We start from the raw sequence: 1,674 nt of genomic DNA on the forward strand, positions 1-1,674 counted from the left end.
GCACCAGGATCCGCACGCGCGCCTGGACCAGCCGGGTGCCGACGACAGGTACGGAGCTGCCCGAGAGCAGGGCGAGCGAGACGCCCGCCAGCACCACGAACAGCGCCGCGGGCCGCCCGTCCGCGAGCTGCGAGAAGCCGCCGGGCGGGACCGGTCCGTGGTCGTCGGGACCGACGTGCGCGGTCATCATGCCGAGGACGGCGAGGCCCCGGGCGACGTCGATCCCCACGATGCGGCGCATGCACGGATGCTAGCGAGCCGGGGAATCTCGCATGTCGAAACGGTTCGTCCCGGTTATTGAACTGTTGGGCTCTCGGATGATTACCCTCAGATGTGAACTCCCCGACGCACCCCGACGTGTACACCCACGGGCACCACGAGTCCGTGCTGCGCTCGCACCGCTGGCGCACCGCCGAGAACTCCGCCGCGTACCYGCTGCCGGCCCTCGTCCCGGGGACGCGCCTGCTCGACGTGGGGTGCGGTCCGGGCTCGGTGACCATCGACCTGGCGGCCCGGATCGAGCCCGGCGAGGTCGTCGGCGTCGACTCCTCTGCCGCCGTGGTGGAGATCGCCCAGAAGGCCGCCGCGGACGCGGGCGCGGACAACGTGACGTTCCAGGTGGCCGACGCCTACGGCCTGCCGTTCGAGGACGACGCCTTCGACGTCGTGCACGCGCACCAGGTGCTCCAGCACCTCACGGACCCCATCGCCGCGCTGCGGGAGATGCGTCGCGTCACCAGGCCCGGCGGCATCGTCGCGCTCCGCGACGCCGACTACTCCGGCATGACCTGGTACCCGGAGTCGCAGGGCCTGGACGAGTGGCTCGCGCTCTACCACGAGGTCACGCAGGCCAACAAGGCCGACGCGAACGCCGGCCGCAAGCTGCTCTCCTGGGTCCGCGAGGCCGGCTTCGACCCGGCCGGGATCGTGCCCAGCGCGGGCGTCTGGTGCTACGCCACCCCGGAGGACCGCACGTGGTGGGCGGGGCTGTGGGCGGACCGCTCCGTGGCCTCGAACTTCGCCGCGCAGGCCATCGCCCACGGCCTGGCCGACGAGGTCGGCCTCGAGCTGCTGGCCGACGCCTGGCGCGAGTGGGGCACCCAGCCCGACGGCTGGTTCGCGGTGCTGCACGGCGAGGTGCTCGCTCGCGCCTGAACTAGGGTTGCGACGTGCGCATCGCAAGGTTCACCACCGGGGGAGACCCCCGCTACGCCCTGATCGACGGAGCACCCGGCTCCGAGGAGCTCGTGGTCATCACGGGAGACCCGCTCTACACGCCGGTGCAGCCCACGGGTGAGCAGATCCGGCTCGACGACGACAGCGTCCGCCTGCTGGCGCCGGTCATCCCACGCTCCAAGATCATCGGGGTGGGCCGCAACTACGCCGAGCACGCCGCCGAGATGGGCAACGACCTCCCGCCCGCCCCGCTGCTGTTCCTCAAGCCCAACACCTCCGTGATCGGCCCCGACGACCCGATCGTCCTGCCCGACTGGACCGAGCACGTCGAGCACGAGGCCGAGCTGGCGATCGTCATCGGCAAGGTCACCAAGGACGTCACGCCGGACCGCGCCCTGGACCACGTGTTCGGCTACACCGTGGCCAACGACGTCACCGCGCGCGACGTCCAGGCCCGGCACGATCCAGGGGCCGATCGGGCAGGAGCCGTCGAAGCCC

General features: G+C 72.0%; 3 protein-coding genes. 2 read left to right on the top strand and 1 reads right to left on the bottom strand.

The window, feature by feature from the left end; all coding sequences use genetic code 11:
- Positions 1 to 241 (bottom strand): heparan-alpha-glucosaminide N-acetyltransferase domain-containing protein (locus tag AC1DUQ_RS21525; RefSeq protein WP_477074609.1); only part of this gene is annotated, 241 nt, incomplete at its 3' end.
- Between the two features lie 92 nt (positions 242 to 333).
- Between AC1DUQ_RS21525 and AC1DUQ_RS21530 the strand changes: the two genes are divergently transcribed.
- Complete coding sequence (locus tag AC1DUQ_RS21530; RefSeq protein ID WP_477074610.1) at positions 334 to 1,155, top strand: methyltransferase domain-containing protein; 822 nt, start codon at positions 334 to 336, stop codon at positions 1,153 to 1,155.
- 14 nt (positions 1,156 to 1,169) lie between these two features.
- A partial coding sequence (locus tag AC1DUQ_RS21535) for a fumarylacetoacetate hydrolase family protein (protein ID WP_477074611.1) occupies positions 1,170 to 1,674 on the top strand: 505 nt, incomplete at its 3' end.

This window comes from Cellulomonas sp. P4_B5_2 (assembly GCF_056402235.1).